The organism is Pseudomonas sp. 05N431 (genome assembly GCF_056397005.1).
The window spans coordinates 248,344-266,444 of record NZ_JBFTMN010000003.1 but is presented as its reverse complement, the minus strand read 5'-3'; the positions used below and the strand labels follow the sequence as shown (position 1 = coordinate 266,444).

16 protein-coding genes are annotated in these 18,101 nt (G+C 60.3%); 5 read left to right on the top strand and 11 right to left on the bottom strand.

Annotated features, from left to right (window positions below):
• Nucleotides 1-42: 42 nt before the first annotated feature.
• On the top strand, nucleotides 43-903 hold the full coding sequence (locus AC1DIG_RS06645) for a MurR/RpiR family transcriptional regulator (RefSeq protein ID WP_173859948.1): 861 nt from the start codon (nucleotides 43-45) through the stop codon (nucleotides 901-903).
• A 131-nt stretch (nucleotides 904-1,034) separates the two neighbouring features.
• Here AC1DIG_RS06645 and AC1DIG_RS06640 read toward each other — a convergent pair whose 3' ends face one another.
• From AC1DIG_RS06640 to edd, 11 genes are all read right to left on the bottom strand, one after another.
• Complete coding sequence (locus AC1DIG_RS06640; protein ID WP_477766641.1) at nucleotides 1,035-1,889, bottom strand: D-hexose-6-phosphate mutarotase; 855 nt, start codon at nucleotides 1,887-1,889, stop codon at nucleotides 1,035-1,037.
• 119 nt (nucleotides 1,890-2,008) lie between these two features.
• Nucleotides 2,009-3,355 (bottom strand): carbohydrate porin, encoded by a 1,347-nt coding sequence (locus AC1DIG_RS06635; RefSeq protein ID WP_477766640.1) that lies wholly within the window; start codon nucleotides 3,353-3,355, stop codon nucleotides 2,009-2,011.
• A gap of 193 nt (nucleotides 3,356-3,548) precedes the next feature.
• Nucleotides 3,549-4,709 carry an ABC transporter ATP-binding protein gene (locus tag AC1DIG_RS06630; RefSeq protein ID WP_019693216.1) on the bottom strand — a complete coding sequence of 387 codons (1,161 nt, stop codon included), beginning with the start codon at nucleotides 4,707-4,709 and terminating at the stop codon, nucleotides 3,549-3,551.
• Nucleotides 4,710-4,712: 3 nt separating this feature from the next.
• Nucleotides 4,713-5,558, bottom strand: a complete 846-nt coding sequence (locus AC1DIG_RS06625; RefSeq protein WP_054593683.1) for a carbohydrate ABC transporter permease — start codon at nucleotides 5,556-5,558, stop codon at nucleotides 4,713-4,715.
• Nucleotides 5,551-6,459: a carbohydrate ABC transporter permease gene (locus tag AC1DIG_RS06620; protein WP_019693218.1), complete on the bottom strand. Its 909-nt coding sequence runs from the start codon at nucleotides 6,457-6,459 to the stop codon at nucleotides 5,551-5,553. The genes AC1DIG_RS06625 and AC1DIG_RS06620 overlap by 8 nt, the downstream gene beginning before the upstream one ends.
• Nucleotides 6,460-6,645: 186 nt before the next feature.
• Entirely contained in the window at nucleotides 6,646-7,953 is a 1,308-nt protein-coding gene (locus tag AC1DIG_RS06615) for an ABC transporter substrate-binding protein (RefSeq protein WP_477766639.1), read from the bottom strand.
• A 117-nt stretch (nucleotides 7,954-8,070) separates the two neighbouring features.
• Entirely contained in the window at nucleotides 8,071-9,330 is a 1,260-nt protein-coding gene (locus tag AC1DIG_RS06610; RefSeq protein ID WP_477766638.1) for a D-mannose isomerase, read from the bottom strand.
• Nucleotides 9,331-9,556: 226 nt separating this feature from the next.
• Complete coding sequence (locus AC1DIG_RS06605) at nucleotides 9,557-10,984, bottom strand: ATP-binding protein (protein ID WP_477766637.1); 1,428 nt, start codon at nucleotides 10,982-10,984, stop codon at nucleotides 9,557-9,559.
• A 31-nt stretch (nucleotides 10,985-11,015) separates the two neighbouring features.
• Complete coding sequence (locus AC1DIG_RS06600) at nucleotides 11,016-11,747, bottom strand: response regulator (RefSeq protein WP_019693222.1); 732 nt, start codon at nucleotides 11,745-11,747, stop codon at nucleotides 11,016-11,018.
• A 164-nt stretch (nucleotides 11,748-11,911) separates the two neighbouring features.
• A complete protein-coding gene (locus tag AC1DIG_RS06595) occupies nucleotides 11,912-12,865 on the bottom strand; it encodes a glucokinase (protein ID WP_477766636.1) in 954 nt (317 codons plus the stop codon).
• Complete coding sequence (gene edd, locus AC1DIG_RS06590) at nucleotides 12,862-14,688, bottom strand: phosphogluconate dehydratase (RefSeq protein WP_477766635.1); 1,827 nt, start codon at nucleotides 14,686-14,688, stop codon at nucleotides 12,862-12,864. Before edd ends, AC1DIG_RS06595 begins: the two co-directional genes overlap by 4 nt.
• Before the next feature lie 224 nt (nucleotides 14,689-14,912).
• Between edd and gap the strand changes: the two genes are divergently transcribed.
• From gap to AC1DIG_RS06570, 4 genes are all read left to right on the top strand, one after another.
• Complete coding sequence (gene gap / locus AC1DIG_RS06585; protein ID WP_477766634.1) at nucleotides 14,913-15,914, top strand: type I glyceraldehyde-3-phosphate dehydrogenase; 1,002 nt, start codon at nucleotides 14,913-14,915, stop codon at nucleotides 15,912-15,914.
• Between the two features lie 24 nt (nucleotides 15,915-15,938).
• On the top strand, nucleotides 15,939-16,403 hold the full coding sequence (locus tag AC1DIG_RS06580; RefSeq protein ID WP_477766633.1) for a methylglyoxal synthase: 465 nt from the start codon (nucleotides 15,939-15,941) through the stop codon (nucleotides 16,401-16,403).
• Nucleotides 16,404-16,478: 75 nt separating this feature from the next.
• Nucleotides 16,479-16,997: an RNA polymerase sigma factor gene (locus tag AC1DIG_RS06575; protein ID WP_477766632.1), complete on the top strand. Its 519-nt coding sequence runs from the start codon at nucleotides 16,479-16,481 to the stop codon at nucleotides 16,995-16,997.
• Between the two features lie 118 nt (nucleotides 16,998-17,115).
• Nucleotides 17,116-18,087 (top strand): FecR family protein, encoded by a 972-nt coding sequence (locus AC1DIG_RS06570; RefSeq protein ID WP_477766631.1) that lies wholly within the window; start codon nucleotides 17,116-17,118, stop codon nucleotides 18,085-18,087.
• Nucleotides 18,088-18,101: the final 14 nt, after the last annotated feature.

Here is an 18,101-nt window from a genome sequence, read left to right as displayed (position 1 = left end):
GCCCAATCTGCATAGCCGACCTAAGGAACATAAATGGACCGCGTGCGAAATTTACTGGAACAAATCCAGAATCGCCTTGCAGACCTGAACAAGGCCGAACGCAAGGTCGCCGAAGTCATCCTGCTCAACCCACAGCAGGCTACTCGCTTCAGTATTGCCGCCCTCGCCCAGGCCGCCTCGGTCAGCGAGCCGACGGTCAACCGTTTCTGCCGTTCGTTCGGTGTCAGCGGCTACCCGGAACTCAAACTGCAACTGGCCCAAAGCCTGGCCAGCGGCGCGGCGTATGTCAGCCGCGCGGTGGAAGCCGACGACAACCCGGAAGCCTACACCCAGAAAATCTTTGGCAGCGCCATCGCCTCGCTGGACAGCGCCTGTCAGGCACTGGACCCGAACCTGATCAGCCGCGCCGTGGATTTGCTGATCCAGGCCCGGCAGATCCACTTCTTCGGCCTCGGTGCGTCAGCCCCGGTAGCGCTGGATGCTCAGCACAAGTTCTTCCGCTTCAACCTGGCGGTCACCGCCCACGCCGACGTGCTGATGCAGCGGATGATTGCCTCGGTGGCCCACACCGGCGAACTGTTCGTGATCATCTCCTACACCGGGCGCACCCGCGAACTGGTCGAGGTGGCGCGCATTGCCCGCGAAAACGGTGCCTCGGTGCTGGGTCTGACGGCCGAGGGTTCGCCACTGGCCAAGGCCAGCACCTTGAGCCTGAACATCCCGCTGCCGGAAGACACCGACATCTACATGCCGATGACGTCGCGAATCATCCAGCTGACCGTGCTCGACGTACTCGCCACCGGCATGACCCTGCGCCGCGGCGTCGACTTCCAGCCGCACCTGCGCAAGATCAAGGAAAGCCTCAACGCCAGCCGGTATCCGATCGGGGATGAATTCAGTTAGGACGAAAGCTCCATTGGCTGTTAGGGCCTCATCGCGAGCAAGCTCGCTCCCACATTGAATTGTGCTGTTTACAAAACCTGTGGGAGCGAGCTTGCTCGCGATGGCGCCAGCCGCAACAGCGCAATCTTGAGCTAAGCCCCCATCCGCGCCTGCAAACTCAAATGCGCCCGCTCTCCCGGTGCCAGGCTCAGGCTATCGGTGCCTCCGCAGGCTGCCTCCACGCAGACAAACTCCGAGACCTCATTCCAGCTCACTCCCAGCAGCGGCCGTGACCCGGGATGCCAGACCACCGTATCCGCGCTGTCACCGGTATCGATGCACAACTGGCGTTGCCAGGCGTGGTCCTTGAGCTGTAACTCGCCCTCGTGCTGGAACACCCGCTGACAGCCTCCCTCTACCCGCAACTCGCCTTTTTGCTCGCAGAACTCGCGCTTGAGCTGGTCATAACCTTGCGCGCCATCGAGTCCAGACAGCGCTATCTCAGCAACGTCACCAATACGCCAATAGGCGTGCAATGCATGACTCAGCTGGCACGGCAGGCTGTCCTGATGCTCGGTGCTCAGGCGCAAATCCATGCGCTCACCCAAGTGCGCGTACAGGTCTACTTGCCAGTCACACAGCTGCAATTGCCAATGCAGGCGCACGCCGTCGTCATCGGTGCTGCTGTCGATCAGTTTCCAGTCGATCAGCCGCGCCCAACCATGGGACGGCCAGGCATTTTCGCTTGGATGACGGCCATACCACGGCCAGCACACCGGCACGCCACCGCGAATCGCCCCGACCTGCGGCCACTTCGCCGCGCACCAGAGCCAGGGCTTTTGGCCCGAGGGCTGAAAATGCAGCAACTGCGCACCCTGACGACTGAACACCGCCTGACACAGCGGATGGTCGATCACCAGCACCTCGCGCTGCTGATAGCGCTCCCAGGCAAACACCGGGCGCTCGCGCAGGGATTTGAAGAAGCGTTGTAGCGGATGCTCAAGCATGTGCCGCGGTCCTGAAAATCATCTGTCCTACCTGAGAGGCTGCGCCGCCCCAAAAAAAAGCGGACAGCCTTGGCCGTCCGCAAAAATGCGCACATGGAGAGGAGCTTATCGCAACAGCGTTAGAACACCGACTGAATTTTCAAACCGGCCACCAGCGCGTTGTCGACTTCATCAACACCGCCCGGGTGAGTGATGTATTGCAGGTTAGGACGCACTGTCAGCCAGTTGGTAACGTGGAAACCGTAGTTGATCTCGTAGTTGTACTCAGTGGAACGCAGTGGCGAGAACAGCGGGTTGTCGTAGTCGCTGACACCATTGGCGGCGTTGACCAACTCGGCGTTTTTCTTCACGTCATCGTTGACATGGATACGGGCAAAACCGATCCCGACGTCATCTTTTGGACGTGCGTCGAATGGGCCCTTGTACACAAACATCAGCGATTGGTAGTTGTCGACGACGTTGGTGTCCTTATCGTGGAAAGTGGCGTTGGCCGCGACGTTCAGACCGCGAGAAGCATCACCGTTGTGGCTGGTGAGTTGTTGCTGCGCCACGAACCAGTAGCCGTGCTTGCTGTCGTGGCTGCGGAAGGCGTTGCCTGTGGTCGCTGCATCATTGCCATTGTCGTCTTTACGGACGTCATTGGCGTCGGCAGTGCTCTTGTAGTAACCGACACGGTATTCGCCCGGCAGGTTGTTGACCTTCGGCGACCAGACCAGTTCGACCGGCAACACGGTGCCCTTGGTACCACTGCCGCTGAGCTTGAAGCCGTTACCGTGCTCAAGTTGCGATGGATTCTGGTTGTACGCGCCGATCTGCGCATAGAACTCAGGCGTGATGTTGTACTTCACGCGCAGCGCCGCCTGCATGACCGGCCAGTTGAACCAGATGCCGGTCGCCCAGTTACCCGCCTGGGAGCCGCAGAACGCCAGGTTCTGGAACTCGCAAGGGAAGGTGTTGAAGTCTTCGCCCTCGCCGAAGTAACCGGCTTTGACGTCCAGTTTATTGTCGAGGAACTGGTGCTGGACCCACAACTGGGTCAGACGGACCATATGGCCACGGCCATAGACTTCCTGGGAGGAACTCAAGGTGCCGGCACGCGGGTCGCCGACACGGTCATTGGAGATGTTCTGACCGTTACGGTTGGTGAGCTGGATCTTGGCCTGGGTGTTGTCCCAGCCCCACAGCTTTTGCAGGTCCAGCGCCACGCCCAGACCAAACTGGTCGGCGTAACGCGCAGTCTTGTCGTGGTTGTAGCCGCCGTGGAGGTTGGCGCCCACTTCACCGACGTAATCCGCCTTGATGTCGATACCTTGCTCGATCAGCTTGGTCCGCTCGCCACCCCAGTCCCCCGTCATCCATTTGGAGTCGGCGCTGAATGCGTCAGCCGCGTGTGCGTTACCAGCCATGATCAGCACCGCAACAGCTGACAATTGGCAGATAAGCTGAGCGTTGTTCTTCTTTTTCATCCCTACATCCTCGTCTTTATTGTTATTAACTGTTTTTATCTAACGCGGTTTACAGCGATTGCGGCGGATGTCCCCATCCGCCACATATCCCCCCTGTGGGAGCGAGCTTGCTCGCGATAGCGGTGTTTCAGTCGACATCGATGTTGAATGTCAGATAGCTATCGCGAGCAAGCTCGCTCCCACAATTTGATCTTCAGCGCCCTTTGAATTGAGCGACGTTGTCGCTGTGAGTCCCGGTTTTCGCTTGACCCGCCGTCCCCAGACGTTCGCCCGTCTTGGCATCGAACAGCAGCACTTTCGATGGATCGAATTGCAGGGTCAGGGTCTCGCCCACGGCCGGTGCAACGTCCGGTGCCAGACGGCAGCAGACTTTGGTTTCGTTCAAATTGACGAACACCAACGTATCGGGACCAGTCGGCTCGGTAACCTGGACTTCGGCGCGAATGGTCGGCAAACCATTGGCCTCGCCGTTCGCCAGAACGATCTGCTCCGGGCGCATGCCGAGGATCACTTCGCGGTCCTCAAGACCGGCGTCCTGCATGCCCAACGGCAGCTCGCAACGCGCCTGGCCACTGTCGAGCAATGCCAGCAGACGGCCGTCCTTGCGTTGCAAACGCAGCGGGATGAAGTTCATCGGTGGCGAACCGATGAAGCTGGCAACGAACAGGTTGGCCGGATCGTTGTAGATCTGCTTCGGCGTGCCGAACTGCTGGATTATCCCGTCCTTCATCACCGCCACTTTGTCGCCCAGGGTCATGGCCTCGATCTGGTCGTGAGTCACGTAGACCGTGGTGGTCTTCAGGCGCTGGTGCATCAGTTTCATTTCGGTGCGCATCTCGACCCGCAGCTTGGCGTCGAGGTTGGACAGCGGTTCGTCGAACAGATAAATCTTCGGCCGCCGCGCCAGCGCACGGCCCATGGCCACGCGCTGTTGCTGACCACCAGAGAGCTGGCCGGGCTTGCGGCTGAGCAGGTGTTCGATTTGCAGCAGCTTGGCGACCCGCGCCACTTCCTCGTCGATTTCAGCCGCCGGCATTTTGCGGATCTTCAGGCCGAAGGCGATGTTGTCGCGCACGCTCATGGTCGGGTACAGCGCGTAGGACTGGAACACCATGGCGATGTCGCGATCCTTGGGGCTCATGCCGCTGATGTCAGCGTCGTCCACCAGAATCGCCCCGCCGCTGATGTTTTCCAGGCCCGCGATGCAGTTCATCAAGGTCGACTTGCCGCAACCGGATGGGCCGACGAGGATCAGGAACTCACCATCATCGATCTTCAGTTCGATGTTTTTCAGGGTGTCCGGCAAGCCGCTGCCGTAGGTTTTGTTGACGTTGCGTAATTCGAGAGTTGCCATGTTCTACCCCTTGACCGCGCCGGACGTCAGCCCACGCAGGAAATACTTGCCAGCGAATATGTAGACCAGCAGTGTCGGCAGCCCGGCGATCATCGCCGCCGCCATATCAACGTTGTATTCCTTGACCCCGGTGCTGGTGTTGACCAGATTGTTCAGGGCCACGGTGATTGGCTGGGCATCGCCACTGGCGAAGACCACGCCGAACAGGAAGTCATTCCAGATCTGGGTGAACTGCCAGATCAGGCAGACCATCACGATCGGAATCGACATCGGCAGCAGGATCTTCCCGAAGATCGTGAAGAAGCCCGCGCCATCCAGCCGCGCCGCCTTGACCAGCGCATCCGGAATGCTCACGTAGTAGTTACGGAAGAACAGTGTGGTGAACGCCAGCCCGTAGACGATGTGCACCAGCACCAGGCCCGTGGTGGTGTTGGCCAGGCCGAGTTTGCCGACGGTGAACGAGGCTGGCAGCAGCACGGTCTGGAACGGCAGGAAGCAGCCAAACAACAGCAGGCCGAAGAACAACTGCGAACCACGGAAGCGCCACATCGACAGCACGTAGCCGTTCATTGCACCGATGAAGGTCGAGATCAGCACCGCGGGCACGGTGATCTTCACCGAGTTCCAGAAGTAGCCGCCTACCACGTCCCAGGCCTTGATCCAGCCAATGCCATCGATCACTTGCGGCCAGCTCAAGAGGTTGCCGGTGCGGATGTCTTCCGGGGATTTGAAGCTGGTCAGCAGCATCACCACCAGCGGAATCAGGTACACCGCAGCGGCCAGCAACAAGGTCGCGTAGATCGCTATGCGGCTAAAGCTCAAGGCTGGTTTGCCAAGTTGATTACTCATGGCGTTTGCCTCGCAGTTCGGAGTACAGGTACGGCACCAGAATCGCCAGGATCGCGCCGAGCATCATCATCGCGCTCGCCGAACCAATGCCCATCTGGCCACGGCTGAAGGTGAAGGAATACATGAACATCGCCGGCAAGTCGGAGGAGTAACCCGGACCGCCCGCGGTCATCGCCGCCACCAGGTCGAAGCTCTTGATCGCGATGTGCGCGAGGATCATGAAGGCGCTGAAAAACACCGGACGCAGGCTCGGCAGGACGATTTTCAAATAGATGGTCGGCAGGCTCGCACCGTCGACTTGAGCGGCACGGATGATCGACTGATCGACACCGCGCAGGCCAGCCAGGAACATCGCCATCACAAACCCGGAGGCTTGCCACACAGCGGCGATCACCAGGCAATAAACCACGCGATCCTGATCCACCAGCCAGTCCAGCCGAAAGCCTTCCCAGCCCCAGTCACGCAGCATCTTGTCCAGGCCCAGGCCTGGGTTGAGCAGCCATTTCCAGGCGGTACCGGTGACGATCATCGACAGCGCCATCGGGTACAGGTAGATGGTGCGGATGAAGCCTTCCTTGCGAATGCGCTGATCGAGCAGCACCGCCAGAAACACCCCGAGCACCAGGCTGATGCCGATGAACATGCCGCCGAAGACCGCGAGGTTCTTGCTCGCGACCCACCAGCGGTCGTTCTCCATCAACCGCACGTATTGCTGCAGGCCGACCCATTTGTAGCTCGGCATGAAGCTGGAGTTGGTGAAGGACAAAACGAATGTCCAGATGATGTAACCGTAAAAGCCAACCAGGACGATCAGCATGCTCGGCGCCAAAACCAGTTTGGGGAGCCAGCGCTGCAGTGCGTCGAACGGTGAGGCTTTGCTGAAAACCGCCACAGAGCTCATCGGGATAATCCAGGTGAAGAGAAGTGAATGCGCACAGTGACCCCTTGTGGGAGTGAGCTTGCTCGCGATGACGCAATAACAGTCGACATCTCTGTTGAATGTCAGTCAGCTATCGCGAGCAAGCTCGCTCCCACAGGGAAAATCACTCTCAGGTAAAGGCCGCAGGCGCACCTGCGGCACTTGGGACTACTGGGCGGCTTTGATGGCCGATGCCAGTTGGGCGCTGGCCTTGGCCGGGTCAGCGCTCTTGTCGTTCATGAAGTTGGTCACCACATCGAAGATCGCGCCTTGCACAGCCAGGGAGGTGGCCATGTTGTGCGCCATGCTCGGTTGCAGGCCGCCAGTCTTCTCGTCAGCCAGGAAATCCTTGGCCGACGCCTGGGCGCAGGAGTCGAAGCCCGACGCGCTCATGTCATTGAGCATGTCGGTGCGCACCGGGATCGAACCTTTGTTGATGCTGAAGACCTTCTGGAAATCTTTACCCAGCGCGACCTTGGCCAGGTCTTGCTGAGCGGCGATATCGCCAGTGCGATCAGCCTTGAGCTTGAACACCGCGAGGGAGTCGATGTTGTAGGTGAAGGCTTTTTCAGTGCCCGGGAATGGCACACACTCATAGTCCTTGCCCGCTACCTTGTGGGCGGCGGTCCATTCGCTCTTGGCCCAGTCACCCATCATCTGCATGCCAGCCTTGCCATTGATGACGTCGGCGGCAGCGATGTTCCAGTCACGACCCGCGCGGTTGGGGTCCATGTAGCCGGTGAGTTTTTTCAGCTCGGTGAAGGACTTGACCATTTCCGGGCCGGACAGGGTTTTCTGGTCCAGGTCGACCAGGGCTTTCTTGTAGCCCTCAGGGCCCATGACCGAGAGCACCACGTCTTCAAACACGGTGCTGTCCTGCCAAGGCTGACCACCGTGGGCCAGGGCGATGAAGCCGGCAGCTTTCAGTTTGTCGCCAGCGGCATAGAATTCTTCGAGGGTGGTCGGGGCCTTTTCGATACCGGCTTTCTTGAAGACCGCCGGGTTGATCCACAGCCAGTTGACGCGGTGAATATTCACCGGCACGGCGACGTAATCACCTTCGTATTTGACGGTATCGGAGACTTTCTTCGAGAGCAGGCCATCCCAGTTTTCAGCTTTTGAAACGCCTTTCAGCGCATCGGTGCTGAGCAGGCCAGTGCTGCCCCACTCCTGGATATCCGGACCTTTGATTTGCGCGACACCCGGCGGGTTACCCGCTACGGCGCGGCTTTTGAGTACGGTCATGGCCGTAGCGCCACCACCGCCGGCGACTGCACCGTCCTTCCAGGTGAAGCCGTCTTTTTCGACTTGAGCCTTGAGGACATCGACCGCTGCTTTTTCACCGCCCGAAGTCCACCAGTGCACGACTTCCACGGAACCTTTGGAATCGGCGGCAAGGGTGCTGAGAGGAAATGCAGTCAGGGGAAACAGCGTGGCAAGAGAAACGACAGTGGCGAGGCGAGAAATCGCATTCATCTAGCGGTACCTTTCTTGTTGTTATGCATGCAAGTCTGGTGCTTGCGCTGCAAACGAGTTTAAACAGCGTAGATCGCTTGGCAGGTAACGAAGCGACGGCAAAATGTCACTGCATGGTTACATAAGTGCCGAACTAGAGCCTTGAGCTAATGCACTGGCCATGCTCGGTGCCAGCGGCAAGCGTGGAATCAACACCGCTTGCCAGGCGTGATAGAGGTCTGGCTTGCCGCCCCAGATCTGCGCGCTCGGGCGGTTTTGCGGGTCGAGTTCGTGGTGCCAACTGCCGTGAATCCGGTCGATCAGACAGCGGTCGCTGAACTCCCAGAAACGCCGGTACCAGGTTTCGTATTGCGCCTCACCGGTGCGTTTGAGCAGGGTACTGGCGGCGGCACTGGCTTCGCAGTGAACCCAGTGCAAACGCTGGCGCACGACCGGGCGATTGTCCCAGTCGAGGGTGTAGACAATGCCAGGCGCGCCATCGACGTCCCATCCGTGAAGGCAGTTGTTGGCGAAGAGTTGTTGCGCGTCGGTCACCAGCCAACCGGGGGTCAGCATACCGGCCTGCACGCGTGCCGCTTCGAGGTGCAGCAGCAACCGTGACCATTCGAAACCATGGCCCGGCGTGGTGCCGTAAGGACGAAAGCCATCGGCGGGGTTGTCGTGGTTGTACTCGCGCAGTGGCTGCCAGTCTCGATCGAAATGCTCGACGACCAGATACTGATTCGCTACCGCATGCCCGTGAATCACCCGCTCGACAATCCGCAGCGCACGGTTCAACCAACGGCTGTCCTGCGTGACATCAGCCAGCGCGAGAAAGGCTTCGGTGGCGTGCATGCTGCTGTTGGCACCGCGATAGGGTTCCTCTTCGCTCCAGTCGCGATTAAAGGATTCGAGCATCGCGCCCTCCTCCTCGCTCCAGAAATGCTGCTCGATGATAGCGATGGCATCACTGAGCAAGGCATCTGCTCCAGGCCTTTGGGCAACCACCGCAGAACTCGCGGCAAGCGCCACGAAAGCATGCAGATAAGCGGCCTTGCCGGTATCGCCATCACGGTGATCGGGCGCCGCAAACCAGCCACCGAACTCGGCGTCACGCAGCGGGCCATTGAGGGCATTGATGCCGTGATCTACCAGCTCGGCAAACCCCGGCAAGCCCTGAATGTGCGCCATGGCGAAGCTGTGGGTCATGCGGGCGGTGTTCATGGTGTGGGCCTGGGCGTCAGCCGGTAATTGGCCGTGTTCGTCCAGGTTGCCGAAGCCTTCAGGCAGCTTCGATGCCTTGGCGAACGCCAACAGGCGCAGGCCTTCGTCGGCCAGCCATTGCTGATGGGCAGGTGCGTTCAGCCAACTGCTGAAGGCAGGTGGGGTGGTGTTCATGGGGTGCCTTTTTTTGTTGTTATGACTGTGGGGAGTCTAAACAACGGGCGGTGGCGGGCAGGTAACGAAGGGGGCCCGGTGTGTCACTGACTTGTGACATTGGCCAGAGGAATGTGTTGTAGGGACTGACGCCATCGCGAGCAAGCTCGCTCCCACACTGGTTCATCGTCGTACACAAGTCCAATGTGGGAGCGAGCTTGCTCGCGATGAAGTCGACGCGGTGTCTCTAATCAACACTGCGAGGCAACTGCAACGTCACCCGCAGTCCGCCCTCTCGCAGGTTTTGCAGGCTCACTTCCCCACCATGGCTATGGGCAATATTGCGCGCGATGCCCAACCCCAACCCATAACCCTGCTGCTGTCCGGCCAAACGGAAGTGCGGTTCGAACACCTGCTCCAGTCGCTGCTCAGGTACTCCCGGGCCTTCGTCGTCGACGTGCAGGATGAATGCAGTGTCGTCGTCATCGATGTGCAGATGGGCGTTCTGCCCGTACTTGAGGGCGTTGTCGATCAGGTTGCCGATGCAGCGCTTGAGCGCCAGCGGCTTGCCGGGATACGGCGCCAGCGCCCGGCCTTGCTGGGTTACCCGGCCATTGCCGTTGGGCGCCAGGTAAGGTTCGACCAGGCAATCGAGCACATGATTGAGGTCCACCGGCTCGATGTTTTCGTGAATGTCGGTGTCCTTGACGCATTGCAGTGCGCCTTTGACCAACAGCTCCAATTCATCCAGATCACGCCCGAACTTGGCTTGCAGCCGCTCATCCTCCAGCAACTCGACCCGCAGGCGCAGGCGCGTGATGGGGGTGCGCAAGTCATGGGAAATCGCACTGAACAACTGGCTGCGCTCCGTCAGGTAGCGGCTGATGCGCTCGCGCATGGCGTTGAAGGCGCGGCCGACTTCGACCACCTCACTGCCACCGCCCTCGGCCACCGGCTCCACTTCGGCGCCCAGCGACATGTCCCGCGCCGCCCGCGCCAGACGCTTGAGCGGCCGACTCTGCCAGTGCACCAACAGCCCGATGAACAACAACAGAAAACCGCTGGTGAGCACGATGAACCAGACCTGCTGCGACGGCAGGCCCTGCTCTTCCAGGCTGGTATAGGGTTCGGGCAACAGCGAAGCGATGTACAGCCATTCGCCTTGGGCCAGTTTGATCTGGGTAACCAGCACTGGTGGATTGACTGGTTCCAGGGTCAACGCGTAATGCGCCCAGGACCTCGGCAATTCGTCGAGTTTCAAACCGCCATTGAAGATCCGCAGGTCGTCCGGGCTGACGAATTGCACGGAGATATTGGTGTCCGCGCCCAACGATTGCCGCAGCACTTCATCCACTGCCGCCAGCACCGCTTCTTTGCGCGGGGTTGGCGGCAACAGCTGCATTTCCAGCGGTTTGTCGTTGAGTGTCACCACAAAACGGGTGCCGCCCATGCTGCGCAACTGATCGAGAACCAGCGGTCGGTAGGCCACCGGCAAGGAGCGAAAGTAGCTGACGCTGGCGGTCATCGAATGGGCCAGACTGCGAGCTGCAGTGACCAGCCCTTCCAACTGCGTGGCACGCAATTGCGAAACCCAGATCACGCTCGACAGCGTCTGCGCGAACAACACCGCCAGCAGGGTCAGCAACAGCATCCGCCCAAGCAGTGAACGCGGCACCGGGACCCGCCGTATCAGGCGCCTGAAGAACTCAGTGGCCATTGCTGGCGACTACATTGGCGGCCAGTTGGTAACCACTGCCGCGCACGGTGCGAATCAAACGCGGAGGTTTTTCGGTATCGCGCAGACGCTGGCGCAAACGGCTGACGGCCATGTCGACGATGCGATCGAGCGGCATCAGGTCGCGGCCACGGGTGGCATTGCCGATGGTGTCGCGGTCGAGGATTTCCTGCGGGTGATCGAGGAACAGTTTCAGCAGCGCGAAATCGGCGCCGGAGAGAATAACCTCCTCGCCGTCGGTGTGAAACAGCCGGTGGCTGACCATGTCCAGCCGCCATTCATCGAAGGCCAACACCTCGCCGCCAGAACGCTCCTGACCGAACTGGGCACGGCGCAGCAAGGCTTTGATTCGCGCCTGCAATTCACGGGGGCTGAAGGGTTTGCCAAGGTAATCGTCGGCGCCAAGCTCCAGGCCAATGACCCGGTCGGCCTCGTCGGAACTGGCGGTGAGCATGATGATCGGCACCTGCGCCTGACGCGGGTGCTGGCGAATCCAGCGACACAAACTGAATCCGTCTTCATCCGGCAGCATCACATCAAGGATCACCAGATCACTCGGTGCCTCGTTCAACGCCTGGCGAAAACCAGCGCCGTCGGGCGTGGTCCGCACCTGAAACCCTGCGCGGCTGAGGTAGGTGTCCAGCAACTCGCGTATCTCTTGATCGTCATCGACCAACAAAATCGACTTGTTGACTGAGCTCACTTCGAAGGCATCCTTGTTGTTAGTGTTGGGACGGATTATGCCTGATCGTTCATGGATCTATGATCGTTCCCACGCTCTGCGTGGGAATGCCTCCGGGGACGCTCCGCGTCCAGTGACGCAGAGCGTCACGGGCTGCATTCCCACGGGGACCGTGGGAACGATCATTAATGTGCCTGTTCCAGTGCCACACCTGCACCAGTCAAACCGGAATACGGTGCGGTCACCAGCCAGACCGGAATGCCGTTGAAGTACTCGCTCATGCAGCCCTTGTCGGCGAAGCAGCGGGCAAAACCACTCTTGAGAAAGAAATCGGCAAACCGTGGAATCACTCCGCCGACGATGTAGACACCGCCACGTCCACCGGTGGTCAGCACGTTGTTGCCGGCCACTCGACCGAGCCAGCAGCAGAATTGCTCGAGCACCTCCACGGCAATCGGGTCGCCCGCGAGGCCGGCGGCGGTGATGGCTTCCGGGGTATCGAGCACAGGTTCATGCCCGTCCACCGCACAGATCGCCCGATAGACTCGCGGCAATCCGCTGCCGCTCAGTGCTGTTTCAGCACTGACGTGACCGATCTCGTTGTAGATGTGCTGCCACAGTTGGGTTTCTCGCGGACTGCTCAGCGGCAGGTCGACGTGCCCGCCCTCCCCCGGCAATGCGGCCCAACGGCCTTCGCCAAGATCCAGCAAGGTGCCGACCCCGAGGCCGGTGCCAGGACCAATCACCACGGCCGGGCGCAACGGCTCCGGCGTGCCTTCGCAAACCACCCGGAACTCGCCCGGTTGCAGGCGCGTCATGCCCAACGCCATGGCCGAGAAGTCGTTGACCAGCAACAACCGGTCGACCTGCAAGGTCTGACAAAAGGCCTTGCGGCTCAGCCGCCAATGGTTGTTGGTAAAACGAAACTCGTCGCCGCTGACCGGGCCGGCCACCGACAGGCACACCGCGCCAATCGAACCGGGCGCCAGGCCGAGGCCGCTCAGGTAGACGCCGATGGCGTCTTCCGGGCAGGCATAGTCGGCTGTCGCCAGCACCCGGATCGACTCCAGTTGCTGGTCTTTCCACAACGCAAAACGCGCATTGGTTCCACCAATGTCACCGACCAGCGCTAGTTTCACTTAAGGGTCTCCAGGGCAGAGGTAAAGGCGCTGGCGCCCTGCTCTGCCGAGCTGAAGGCCATGCGCATGAAGCCAAACAACTCGCGACCACAACCAATGCCGTTGTCCAGCAGGCCTTTGGCCGGTGTGCGAGCGGCAAATTCATCGGCGTCCACCAACAGCTGCAAGGTGCCTTTGACGCCATCGACGCGGATGATATCGCCCTCTTGCACGCGCGCCAAAGGGCCGCCGACATAAGCTTCCGGGCAGACGTGAATGGCCGCCGGGATTTTCCCCGACGCGCCGGACATCCGTCCGTCAGTGACCAATGCGACTTTGAAACCACGGTCCTGCAACACACCAAGGAACGGCGTCATTTTGTGCAGTTCCGGCATGCCGTTGGAGCGCGGGCCCTGGAAGCGCATCACCGCGACAAAGTCCTTCTCCAGCAGGCCGGCCTTGAACGCATCGGCCAGGTCTTGCTGATCCTGGAAGACCATCGCCGGTGCTTCGACCACTTGATGCTCCGGCGCCACGGCCGAGACTTTCATCACTCCACGACCGAGGTTGCCTTCCATGACCCGCAGGCCGCCTTCTGGCGAGAACGCACGAGCGACAGGGCGCAGGATGTTTTCATCGAGGCTTTCGATCGGGCCTTCGCGCCACACCAGCTCACCGTTTTCCAGGAACGGTTCCTGGGTGTAACGGCTCAGGCCATGGCCGGCCACCGTGTTGACGTCTTCGTGAAGCAGGCCGGCTTCCAGCAGTTCGCGGATCAGGAACGACATGCCGCCCGCAGCCTGGAAGTGGTTGATGTCGGCCTTGCCGTTCGGGTAGACGTGGCTCAGGGTCGGCACCACCTCGGAGAGGTCCGCCATGTCCTGCCAGGTCAGTTGAATACCGGCTGCCATGGCGATGGCTGGCATGTGCAGAGTGTGGTTGGTCGAGCCACCCGTGGCGTGCAGCGCAACAATCGAGTTGACCAGCGAACGCTCGTCGACGATTTCGCCGATCGGCATGAAGTTGCCGCTTTGCTTGGTCAGGCGGGTGATCTGGTGCGCAGCTTCGCGGGTCAGGGCATCACGCAACGGCGTGTTCGGGTTGACGAAGGACGCGCCCGGCAAGTGCAGGCCCATGACTTCCATCAGCAACTGGTTGGTGTTGGCGGTGCCGTAGAAGGTGCAGGTGCCGGGGCTGTGGTAGGACTTCATTTCCGATTCCAGCAGCTCTTCGCGACTGGCCTTGCCTTCGGCGTAGCGCTGACGCACGTCGGCTTTTTCCTTGTTGGAAATGCCCGACACCATCGGCCCGCCCGGAACGAAAATCGTCGGCAGATGACCGAAGCGCAATGCGCCCATCATCAGGCCCGGCACGATCTTGTCGCAGATGCCGAGCATCATCGCCGCGTCGAACATGTTGTGCGACAGCGCAACAGCAGTCGACATCGCGATCACTTCGCGGCTGGCAATGCCCAGTTCCATGCCCGGCTCGCCCTGGGTCACGCCGTCACACATGGCCGGCACACCACCGGCGAACTGGCCGACCGAACCGATCTCGCGCAGCGCGTGTTTGATTTGTTCCGGGTAGTGCTCGTACGGCTGATGCGCCGAGAGCATGTCGTTATATGACGAAACAATCGCCACGTTGGCGGCGTTCATCATCCGCAAGCTTTGCTTGTCTTCGGTGCCACACCCGGCCACGCCGTGGGCGAAGTTGGCGCATTGCAGCTTGCCGCGCATCGGGCCATCGCTGGCGGCGCCGCGAATCAGTGCAAGGTAGGCCTCACGGGTAGCGCGGCTACGGGTGACAAGCCGTTCAGTGACCTCAAGTACGCGGGGATGCATGTGTAGAACTCCAGGCTAACGGATGTGGCGACCTGTTCGTGTCTATGCTGATCAAGAGGCATCGACGCGTGACGCGCTGACGGTTTTCTTGACCACTCGGACCAGTTGATTCAGGTCACTCGTTGTAGATAAAACAAAATATTGCCACTAAAAAGGCTTGTTTTCTATTTTTTTGCGAATAATCTTGTAATTCCAACAACAAATATGACGAAGGCGCTTTTCATATGACTCTACGAATCGCAATCAATGGTTTTGGCCGCATTGGCCGCAATGTCCTTCGCGCACTGTATACCCAAGGCTACCGTCAGGATTTGCAGATCGTCGCCATCAACGATTTGGGCGATAGCTCGATGAATGCCCACCTGCTCAAGTACGACACCGTACACGGCACCTTCGATGCCGATGTGCAGCACGATCAGGAAAGCCTGACCGTCAACGGCGACCGGATTTCGGTCAGCGCGATTCGCAACCCGGCTGATTTGCCGTGGGCTGCCGAGAAGGTCGACGTCGTGTTCGAATGCACCGGTCTGTTCACCGACCGTGCCAAAGCCGCCGCCCATATTAGCGCCGGCGCGCGCAAAGTGATTATCTCGGCCCCGGCCAAAGGCGCCGACGCCACCGTGGTGTACGGGGTCAACCACGACATCCTGCGCCAATCGCACCAGATCATTTCCAACGCGTCGTGCACCACCAACTGCCTGGCTCCGGTGGCTCAGGTGTTGCACCGCGAGCTGGGCATCGAGAGCGGTCTGATGACCACCATCCACGCCTACACCAATGACCAGCACCTGACCGATGTCTACCACGTCGACCCGTACCGTGCCCGTTCGGCCACCCAGAACATGATCCCGAGCAAGACCGGCGCCGCCGAAGCGGTGGGCCTGGTGCTGCCGGAACTGGCCGGCAAACTGACCGGCATGTCGGTGCGCGTACCAGTGATCAACGTATCGCTGGTGGACCTGACCGTGCAGCTCAAGCGTGAAGCCAGCGCAGGCGAGGTCAACGCACTGCTCAAAGAAGCCAGCCAGCACTCGAAGATCCTTGGCTACAACACCCTGCCGCTGGTTTCCAGCGACTTCAACCACAACCCACTGTCGTCGATTTTCGATGCCAACCACACCAAGTCCAGCGGCAAGCTGCTCAAGGTGCTGGCCTGGTACGACAACGAATGGGGTTTCTCCAACCGTATGCTCGATAACTGCCTCGCCCTGTGCAACGCCGAATAAGGCCGATTGCTCGTGGAGCCGCCGATGATCGGTATCAGCTTTACCACCAAAACCATGGCGGCGCGCAAACGCATCGCCCTGGTTGCCCATGATCACTGCAAAGTGTTCTTGCTGGACTGGGCCGAACGGCAGAAGGACAAGCTCGCTCAACACGAGCTTGTGGCCACCGGCACCACCGGGATGCTGTTGAGCAAACGCCTGGGCCTGCCCGTTGAAAGCATGATCAGCGGCCCGTTGGGCGGCGATCAACAGCTCGGCGCACAAATCGCCGAGCAGCGGGTCGACATGCTGGTGTTCTTCTGGGACCCGTTCGAGCCGCAACCTCACGATCCGGACATCAAGGCGTTGCTGCGGGTCGCGGCGGTCTGGAACATTCCAGTGGCCTGCAATGAATGCAGCGCCGACTACCTGCTCAGCAGCCCGCTGATGGATCAACCGCACGAGTACCGGATCCCCGATTACCCGGCGTATCTGCAAGACCGCAAATAATTCTCACCGGTAGCGCTTGACCTTTCACTCAGATGATAAGCATTATCATTCGCTTGAAATGGATCAGGTCCTACTGTGAGTCAATCGCGCTTCCACCATGTCTTCCTCGCGCAGCGGGTCTCGCTGCTGCGGACCCTGGAGCGGATGGTCAACAACCACAGCACTGCCGAGGACCTCTTGCAGGAAACCTACCTGCGAGTGGCCCGCGCATTAAGTGAACGGGCCATCGATCACCTCGAACCTTTCGTGTTTCAAACCGCCCGCAACCTGGCGCTGGACCATTTGCGCGCACGGCGCATTCAGTCTCGAACGATGCTCGAAGACGTTCCGCTGGACGTCGTGCAAAGCATCGCCGCGCCGCTCAGCAGTGCCGAGGACGCCGCCCATGCCGAACAGTTGCTCGAACGCTTGAACATCAGCCTCAGCCAACTCACCCCGCGCCAACAGCAGATCTTCATCCTCAGTCGCCTGCACGGGCACAGCTATCTGGAAATCGCCGAACAGCTCAGCGTGTCCTTGAGCACCGTGCAAAAAGACCTGAAGCTGATCATGGCGATCTGCGTCGGTGTCGCTGATCGCCTCAACGAGCACTGAACCTGTCAGCCATTATTTTGCACAACGGCGTCATGGCTCAGGCTTTGCTACCCTTAGCCGACGTTTGCACTCTCCCTATCAAACACCAGCCGCGCGCAGACGCAGCCGAGGAACACCCGTGACGGACAGCCCACACTCCCACCCGCCAACCCCGGCGCGGGATTCAGTCAGCAGCAGCGCCATGGATCAGGCGCTGGACTGGCTGATCGTGCTGGACAGTCCGAGCGAGCAACAAAGCCTCGAATTTCACCACTGGCTTGCCGCCGACCCGCGCAACGCCGAAGCATTCGCCAAGGCCCAGGCGATCTGGGACGGGCCGCAGGTCGCGCAGTGCGCCCAAAGCTTGAGCACTACCAAACGCAAGGTCTCAAAACTTGACCGTCTGCGCTCGCACTGGAAACCGCTGGCCATGGCGGCAGTGTTGATCCTCGGGCTGTTCAGCTTCAGCAACCTGCCGATGCGGATTCAGGCGGATCATCTGACCGTGGTCGGCGAGCGCCAGCGCCTGCAACTGGAGGACGGTTCAAAAGTCCTGCTGAACACCAACTCGGCGTTTTCCAGCACTATCAACGACCAGCAGCGCATCGCCCGCCTGTATCAGGGCGAAGCCTATTTCGAGGTGGCGGCCAATCGCGGCCTGCCACTGGAAATCGACGCCGGCCCGGTCACGGCCAGCGTGCGCGACACCACGTTTGCCGTGCGCTACCTGGACGGCATTGCGCAAGTTCGCGTGCAACGCGGCGACGTCGACTTGCGCACCACCCACAGTAACGCCCGCGTGCGCTTGAGCGCGGGCGAAAGCATTCGTATCGGCCCCAATGGTTTCGATCAACCGGCCAGACTCGACCCGGCGACCGATCTGGCCTGGGTCCAGGGCCGACTGGTGTTCGAAAACTGCCCATTGAGCCAGGTGCTGGCAGAACTGCGCCGCTACTACCCGGGCTGGATCATCAACACCAACGAACAGTTGGCCAACGTCGCGGTGACTGGCAACTACCGCCTCGACCAACCGCTGGACGTGGTTCGCTCGCTGGCCCACATCACCTCGGCCAGACTCGAGGAATTTCCGGCGCTGGTGATCCTGAACTAAATGAGAATTATTTT